Origin of the sequence: Acidisoma sp., from assembly GCF_035492295.1 — a bacterium.
In the GTDB taxonomy this organism is placed as follows: Bacteria; Pseudomonadota; Alphaproteobacteria; order Acetobacterales; family Acetobacteraceae; genus Acidisoma.
In genome coordinates, this window is sequence record NZ_DATJJK010000128.1 from 1 (window position 1) to 5,284 (window position 5,284).

Annotated in this window: 7 protein-coding genes; 3 read left to right on the plus strand and 4 right to left on the minus strand. The window is 66.6% G+C overall.

Going from position 1 to position 5,284, the window contains the following annotated elements:
* Positions 1-93 precede the first annotated feature (93 nt).
* The gene (locus tag VL752_RS09235) at positions 94-720 is read right to left on the minus strand and encodes an SCO family protein (protein ID WP_325354402.1); all 627 of its coding nucleotides are present in this window, start codon (positions 718-720) and stop codon (positions 94-96) included.
* Positions 717-2,018 (minus strand): MFS transporter, encoded by a 1,302-nt coding sequence (locus tag VL752_RS09240; protein ID WP_325354404.1) that lies wholly within the window; start codon positions 2,016-2,018, stop codon positions 717-719. The genes VL752_RS09235 and VL752_RS09240 overlap by 4 nt, the downstream gene beginning before the upstream one ends.
* 141 nt (positions 2,019-2,159) lie before the next feature.
* On the opposite strand from VL752_RS09240, the gene VL752_RS09245 reads away from it, so the two are divergent.
* On the plus strand, positions 2,160-2,633 hold the full coding sequence (locus tag VL752_RS09245; protein WP_325354406.1) for a MarR family winged helix-turn-helix transcriptional regulator: 474 nt from the start codon (positions 2,160-2,162) through the stop codon (positions 2,631-2,633).
* Positions 2,634-2,716: 83 nt separating this feature from the next.
* Here VL752_RS09245 and VL752_RS09250 read toward each other — a convergent pair whose 3' ends face one another.
* A complete protein-coding gene (locus VL752_RS09250) occupies positions 2,717-3,064 on the minus strand; it encodes a DoxX family protein (protein ID WP_325354408.1) in 348 nt (115 codons plus the stop codon).
* On the minus strand, positions 3,061-3,477 hold the full coding sequence (locus tag VL752_RS09255; protein ID WP_325354410.1) for an ester cyclase: 417 nt from the start codon (positions 3,475-3,477) through the stop codon (positions 3,061-3,063). The genes VL752_RS09250 and VL752_RS09255 overlap by 4 nt, the downstream gene beginning before the upstream one ends.
* Before the next feature lie 133 nt (positions 3,478-3,610).
* On the opposite strand from VL752_RS09255, the gene VL752_RS09260 reads away from it, so the two are divergent.
* A complete protein-coding gene (locus VL752_RS09260) occupies positions 3,611-4,198 on the plus strand; it encodes a TetR/AcrR family transcriptional regulator (RefSeq protein WP_325354412.1) in 588 nt (195 codons plus the stop codon).
* Positions 4,199-4,329: 131 nt separating this feature from the next.
* Positions 4,330-5,284: FAD-dependent oxidoreductase (locus VL752_RS09265; RefSeq protein ID WP_325354414.1), on the plus strand; the 955-nt coding region annotated here is incomplete at its 3' end.

Sequence of the window (5,284 nt, forward strand, 5' to 3'; positions counted from 1 at the left end):
CGTCCCGGCACGCAAACCTCGTTCGCGGGCGCGGATGAATTTCGCGGCTATCTCAACGCCACCGTCGAAAACTAGGGCGATAGCGGCCCCGCGTCAGCCTCGCACATGTCTTTCAATGGCCTCGGCCAATCCGCGCGGCTGGAGATCGGGTGAGAGTGCGGCGGCCACCTGCCCGTCGGGACCCACGAGGTAGAAGAAGGTCGAGTGGTTCATCAGATAGGCGCCGCCCCCACCGCGGATCGGCTGTTTCACGGCATAGACGCGGAACATCCGTTCCGCTTCGGTGATGGACGGAGCGCTGCCGGTGAGGCCTCGGAGGCGCGGGCTGAACAGCGCCACGTAGCGGGTAAGGACGTCGGCCGTATCGCGCGCCGGATCCACCGTGACGAAGACGGGCGTGATGGCATTCGCTCCCTTGCCCATCAGTCCCAGAGCCTGGACCACCTCGGCGAGGTCGGTGGGGCAGACATCGGGGCAGAACGTGTAGCCGAAATAAAGCAGCGTCCATCGCCCGCGCAGGTCGGCATTGGTGAAGGCGTGCCCGCTCACCGCATCCTCGAGCGTAAGCCGGCCGGGCAGCGGCAGGTTGAGCCCGGCCGCCTCCCGCCACCAGGTTCGCGGCCAGGGCGACCCGATCTCGCCCAATAACGCCACCGAAGCACCGCCGAGCAGCAGCAGGGCGCCGAGCACGAGGCCGAGGCGGCGGAGAAAGCGGATCATGGCGGCGCGGGCAGGGCGCTCACCCGGCGCTCGGCATCGCCGATATAGATGGACAGGAAAGCGGCCCCGATACCGAGCAGGCCGGCAAAGAGGAAGGCCGGGAGGTAGGTGCCCTCAAGCGTGCGCGAGAGGCCGGCCAGGAAGGCGGCGCTCGCAGCGCCCAACTGGTGGCCGGCGACGATCCAGCCGAAGATGACGGGCATGCGCGTGTCCCCGAAAGCCTCCGTCGCCAGCCGCACCGTCGGCGGCACGGTGGCGATCCAGTCGAGCCCGAAGAAGACGCCGAAAGCGGCCAGGCCGATCAGCCCGAAGCCCGAATAGGGAAGATAGATGAGCGCCAGGCCGCGCAGCCCATAATAGACGAAGAGCAGCTTGCGGGAATCGAATCGGTCGGTCAGCCAGCCCGAGAGCGTGGTGCCGATGAGGTCGAAGAAACCCATCAAGGCGAGCAGCCCCGCGGCGCGGTTTTCCGCGATGCCGTGATCGGCGCAGAGCGCGATGAGATGCGTGCCGACGAGGCCGTTGGTGGTGAAGCCGCAGATATAGAAAGTGGCGAACAGAATCCAGAAGGTGCGGCTGCGGACGCCGAGGAGCAGCCCGTCGACGGCATGCCGCCAGACGGAAGCGTGAGCCGGCCCGGGCGGCAGCGCCATGCCGGGAGACGCGCCCCAGGGCAGCAGACCGATGGCGGAGGGGCGTTCGGGCAGCAGGAAAGCGACGAGGGGGATCATCAAGGTGGCCGCGCAGGCGATCACGAGCACGACCGTGCGCCAGCCATCCGTGGTGACGATTGCCGAGAGAACGGGCGTGAAGATGAGCGTGCCGGTGGCGGTGCTTGCCGTCAGGATACCGAGAACGAGGCCGCGATGGCTGATGAACCACCGCGCCGCAACCAATGCGCCGAGCACATTGGCCAGGCAACCGGTGGCGAGGCCCGAGAGCACGCCCCAGGTCAGAATCAACTGCCAAGGGCTTTGCATGAAGCGACTGCCGAAGGTGGCGAGAGCGATGAGGGCGAAAGCCAGCATCATCACCCTCCGCACGCCGAACCGATGGAACAGGGCGGCCGCAAAAGGGCCCATCAGGCCGTAGAGAAAGATGCCGATGGCCGCCGCCAGGCTGATGATGGCCCGGCTCCAGCCGAAATCCGCCTGCCATGGCAGCAGCAGCACGCCCGGCGCGCCCCGTACCCCGGCCGATACAAGAAGGCAGAGGAAGACGACCGCCACGACCACGAAGACATAGCGATGGCCGAACGGCTGGCTGGGCTGCGAGGACGAGATGGCAGATCGGCTCATGGGCGATTCCTTTCGTCACGCGCGGTGAATGGTGATCGCGGAGACCCGGACTATGGATTGCTGTGTTCAAAGCGATTGCCTCAAACATCTGCATATGCTTCTAATAGTGTCAAGCGCGGCGAGACCGAGAGGCGCATCAGCATGGAAAACACCGCCGATCCGAATGGAAGCCGGTGCAGTTGCACCGCACTGCGCAAGGCGACCCGCCGAATCTCGCAGTTCTATGACGCGGCCCTTGCGCCCGCCGGGTTGAAGACAACGCAAAGGGCGATCCTTGCCCGGATACAGCGGTCGCAACCGACGACCGTGGGTAAGCTTGCCGAGGCTCTGGTGATGGATTCAGGCGGGCTCGCGCATACGCTCAAACCCCTGGAACGGGATCGCTACATCGCAACCGCAATCGATCCCGCCGATCGCCGGAACAGGCTGATCAGCCTGACGCCGCTCGGCCTGGAAAAGCTGGCCGAGACCGACACGCTCTGGGCGGAGGCCGAGGCTGATTTCGAGGCCGCGATGGGGCGCGCCAAGGTCGCGGCGCTGCGCGAGGCGCTGGAGTTTCTGATATCGGACGAGTTTACCGCGCAGCTTGTCCAGAGAAGAGGGATGCGGCCTTAGGCCGCGACGGCGGCGATGATCAATCCACGCCGTGACAGCCGCGCGGAGCCCTCGCGAACAGCAGCGGTTCGCGCATGCGCGTTTCAGCCGTACAGGCCGCGCCACAGTGAGAGCAGCGTCGTGACGGCAAGGAGGGCGGCGAAGCCTATCGCCGGCACGATGTGGGCCGGCCCCGCGCGATGGCGGACGAGGGTCCCGATCGCTGCGATGATAACCAGCCACAGCGCCACCAGGGCGAATGGTTTGGTCATGGGGTCAAGAAGTGCCGCGGCACCCGCAATCTCGATGCCGGCTGTCACCCACCGCCACCCAGGGGGATAGCCCCAGGCACGAAAGTTCCGCTCGGCACCGCCGACCCCGATGGCGTTGGCCAGCCCTGCGACTGTGAAGGCCAGGGCCGTCGCAGCCGCCGCCAAGAACGCCGGGCTCATGCTTCGGCTCTGCGCATGGTGATCGCGCCGATCTGCTGAAACACGTCCAACGTATTCAGTTCGTCCCAGTGTTCGGCGAACAGGCCGTCACGGACACGCCAGATGTCGATCGACCGCATCGTGATCTCGGCGCCCGACGCGGGAATGCCCAGGAAGGCTCCGGTATGGCGGCCACGGTACGTGTATCGGCCGACGACGGAGGAGCCGGAGACAAGAACGTCCTCCACTGTCACGCGGGTATCCGAGATCGCCTCGAACCAGTGACGCATGAAGCGGATGAGCCCGGCTCGGCCGGGTTCCACGGCCGGGTTGTGATTGACGTAGTCTTCCGAGACCAACTCGGCGAAACGGCTGGCATCGTGGCTATTCATGATCTCGGCGAACAAGGTCGCGAGCCTTTCCGGGTTGCGCATGGGCGCCTCCTCTGAGAGAACAAGATGCGAGACGATATCGTCTCGCATACCGTGATGTAATACGGAACCGTATCGTATGCAAGCCTCGTCTCCGGGATCGCGACTCAAGGGGTGGAAAGCCGGCGATCCGCGCATGCGCCGCCTGGAGGAGAAACGCGCGGCCATCCTGGCGGCGGCCCGTCCCGTTTTCCTGCGCGACGGCTGGTCCGGCGCGAGCCTCGAGCGGGTCGCAGCCGAAGGCGGTTTCTCCAAGATGACCGTCTATCGGCATTTCGGGACAAAGGAGGACCTGTTCAAAGCGCTGATCGAGGACATGTGCCGTGGCATGGGCGAGCAATCCGGGCCGGACGCCTTGCCGGCGGCCCCTTCACCGGCCGCCGCCCTGGAGCGCCTGGCACGGGAGATCGTGAGCGAACTCGTGCGCCCCGACGCCTTGGCGCTCTATCGGCTCATCATCGCGGATGGCTGGCGGTTTCCGGCCCTCGCCCGCATGTTCGAGCAATCCGGCACGGTTGTCGTGCGGCGGTGGGTGCGGGAAATCCTCCTGCGGGCAGACATCGCAGAGGACGAAGCCCGTCAGCGCGCTTCGGGTTTCATCAACCTCATTCTGGGTGACGCTTATCTGGAAGCAACCTTGGGGCTGGACGACCCGGACAGAGAGCAGCGCTTTGAGAAGCAGATCGCCATGGCCATAGGATTCGCTTTGGCCCCGGCGCGCTAGCGGCGGCTGAACCCTCTCTGCCGGGTCAATTTTTGATGAGACGGCGAGCTCGCTGGCCCTCGGGGGGCCCGCGGCCTCAGCGTCGACCCATATGAGGGGTCGGCGCTGAGGCCGCAGAGACGGAGCTGTCAATGGCACAAGGTGACCATGATCTCGGCCTGCTTGCAGAGTTCCCGGAAGGCCGCGTCGTTGCGCGCGAGGTAGAGGGTACGCCCCTGCTGATCCTGCGCGAGGGCGGGCGGGTTTCGGCTGTGGGCGGTGAATGCACCCATGCCGGCGCGCCGCTGGCGCAGGGAGTCGTTCATGACGGGCGCATCATCTGCCCATGGCATAAGGCCGCCTTCTGCCTGCGCCAGGGCGACGTGCTGGATCCGCCGGCCTTGGACCCACTGCCCCGCTTCGCGGCTTGGATCGAGAATGGCCATATCCGCCTCAAGCTCACGCTGGAGAAGCGCGAGGCCCCGCCGCGCGCGGCCGATGCGCGATGCTTCGTCATTGTCGGTGCGGGTGCTGCCGGTGCCGTCGCCGCGCAGACGCTGCGAGAGGAGGGTTTCGGGGGCCGGATCGTCATGATCGACCGCGAGAACCGTGTGCCCTACGACCGCACCATCCTCAGCAAGTATGTCCTGTCCGGGGAACCGGGGGCGGAGAAGTCGCCCTTGCAGACCCAGGCCTTCTATGCCGAGAAGGAGATCGAGCGGCGCACGGGCGAGGTGACGGGGATCGACGCGGCGGGGCGGCAGGTCCACCTCGCGGACGGGTTAGGCCTTGCCTATGATGCCTTACTGCTCGCGACTGGCGGCACGCCGAGGCGCCCCGATCTGCCCGGAGTAGAACGCGCTGGCGTCTTCATCCTGCGCAGCCGGGCCGATGCCGATGCGATCCTCGCCCGGGCGGAGCGCAGCCGCCATGCCGTCATCCTCGGCGGCAGTTTCATTGCCATGGAGGTCGCGGCGAGCCTGCGGGAGCGTGGCCTGGCCGTCACCGTCGTCACCAAGGACCTGCTGCCCTTCGTCGACCGGCTCGGCGCGCCGGTGGGCAAGGCCATGATGCGGCTGCACGAGGCGCACGGCGTCGCCTTTCGCC